The sequence below is a fragment of the Micromonospora sp. ATA51 genome, assembly GCF_016802855.1.
GTDB classification, from domain to species: domain Bacteria; phylum Actinomycetota; class Actinomycetes; order Mycobacteriales; family Micromonosporaceae; genus Micromonospora; species Micromonospora sicca.
In genome coordinates, this window is the sequence record NZ_JAEVHJ010000575.1 from 1 (window position 1) to 2,224 (window position 2,224).

At 74.9% G+C, this 2,224-nt stretch carries 2 pseudogenes; both read left to right on the plus strand.

From position 1 onward, the window contains the following. Positions 1–467 (plus strand): annotated as a pseudogene (locus tag JNW87_RS37895) (hypothetical protein); the annotation flags it as partial. A 303-nt stretch (positions 468–770) separates the two neighbouring features. Then, positions 771–2,224, plus strand: a pseudogene (locus tag JNW87_RS37900) (DEAD/DEAH box helicase); the annotation flags it as partial.

Here is a 2,224-nt window from a genome sequence, read left to right on the forward strand (position 1 = left end):
GGTCTCCGCACCCCCCGGTGGTGCCGGCGCCCGCGTTGCCGAGTTGGCCACCGCCGACCAATCCCACCGCGGCGTCCGGGCGCGCCGGCGCCCACCCGTACCCGACCAGCGCGCCACCGGCCGCGGACCGCCCCGTCGGCACGCTGCCCGGCGGGCGGCCCGGCCCCCTCCCCCACCAGAACGGCCCGGGCCTGGCGGGCACCGCCTACGGCGGCACGACCTACGGCGGCACCGAGGGGCCGGGCTTCGCCACCGTGGCGCTCCCGCAGGGCAACCCGCTGGAGAACTCCGGCTCGCTGACCGGGCACATCCTGGCCCAGGGCTGGGCCGAGGACGCCCCGACGACCCGGTCCAGCAACACGAAGGTGGTGATCGTGCTGGCCGCGTCGCTGGGTCTGCTGATCGCGATCAGCCTGCTGGTGGTGTTCCTAGCCAACGACGCGCTGAGCGGGATGACCGGCCGATGATCAGCGGGTGACGGCTCTGGGAAGCATGGTGAGCCCGCCCACTACGGCCTCGCGGTGCGGTGGCGGCTTCGCCGCGCCGCCGTACACTTGGGTGGATCACTGACCCGGCGCGCCTGTCACGCGCCCATGGGCGATCTTGCGGGCGATTCGGCGGCATTCAGCCGCAGCGGGCCATCGCGAAGATGCGCCCCGCTCGAAAGGCATTTCTTGACCACCTTCGCTGACCCCGGCACGTCCCCGTCCGCCCACGACACCCCGGCGCAGGAGAACCCCGCCGCCGTCGACGCCCCCGACTTCGCCGCGCTGGGACTGCCCCGGCAGCTGGTCGCCGCGCTGGCCCGCCAGGGCATCACCACCCCGTTCGAGATCCAGCGGGCCACCCTGCCGGACGCCCTCGCCGGCCACGACGTGCTCGGCCGGGGCCAGACCGGCTCCGGCAAGACCCTCGCCTTCGGCCTGCCGCTGATCGCCCGGCTCGCGGAGCGCAACCGGGCCCGCCCGCTGCACCCCCGGGCCCTGGTCCTGGTGCCCACCCGGGAACTGGCCATGCAGGTCAACGACGCGCTGATGCCGCTCGGCAAGGCCGTCGGCATCTTCGTCAAGACCGCCGTCGGCGGCGTGCCGTACGACCGGCAGATCGACGCGCTCCGCCGGGGTGTGGAGATCATCGTCGCCACCCCGGGCCGGCTCGGCGACCTGGTCGCCCGCGGCGTCTGCAACCTGGACGACATCGAGATCACCGTGCTCGACGAGGCCGACCAGATGGCCGACATGGGCTTCCTGCCGGAGGTCACCGAGCTGCTGGCGAAGACCCCGGCGGACGGGCAGCGGCTGCTCTTCTCCGCCACCCTGGACGGCGACGTCGACTCGCTGGTCAAGCGGTTCATGACCGACCCGGTCACCCACTCGACCGCCCCGTCGACCGCGTCGGTGTCCACCATGGACCACCACCTGCTGCTGATCCCGCCGCACGACAAGTTCGCGGTGGCCGCCTCGATCGCGGCCCGCTCCGGCCGGACGATGCTCTTCGCGCGTACCCAGCTCGGCGTCGACCGGCTGGTCGAGCAGCTCGCCGCGGTGGGCGTACGCGCCGGTGGGCTGCACGGCGGCAAGACCCAGCGGATGCGGACCAAGACCCTGGCCGAGTTCCGTGAGGGCCGGATGAACGTGCTGGTCGCCACCGACGTGGCGGCCCGCGGCATCCACGTCGATGGGGTCACGCTGGTGCTGCACGTCGACCCGCCGAAGGACCCGAAGGACTACCTGCACCGGGCGGGACGTACCGCCCGGGCCGGCGAGTCGGGCGCGGTGGCCACCCTGGTGCTGCCGAAGCAGCGCCGGACCACCCTGGCCATGCTGGAGAAGGCCGGCGTCGCTCCGGCGGAGACCCGGGTCCGGGTCGGCGACCGCCCTCGCCGAGCTGATCGGCGCGCGTGAGCCCAGCGGGGTGCCGGTCCGCGAGGAGCCGCAGGAGCACCGCCGCTACGGCGACCGCCCGTCCGGCCCGCGCCGCTTCGGCGACCGGGACGGCCGGCGGTTCGGCGACCGCGGCTCCTTCGACCGGGACGGCCGCGGCGAGCGCCGGTTCGGCGACCGGGGCGAGCAGCGCTTCAGCCGCCCCTCCGGCGAGCGACGCTTCGAGGACCGGCCGACCGGCGAGCGACGCTTCGAGGACCGGCCGACCGGCGAGCGGCGCTTCGGTGACCGGCCGTCCGGCGAGCGACGCTTCGGTGACCGGCCGTCCGGCGAGCGACGCT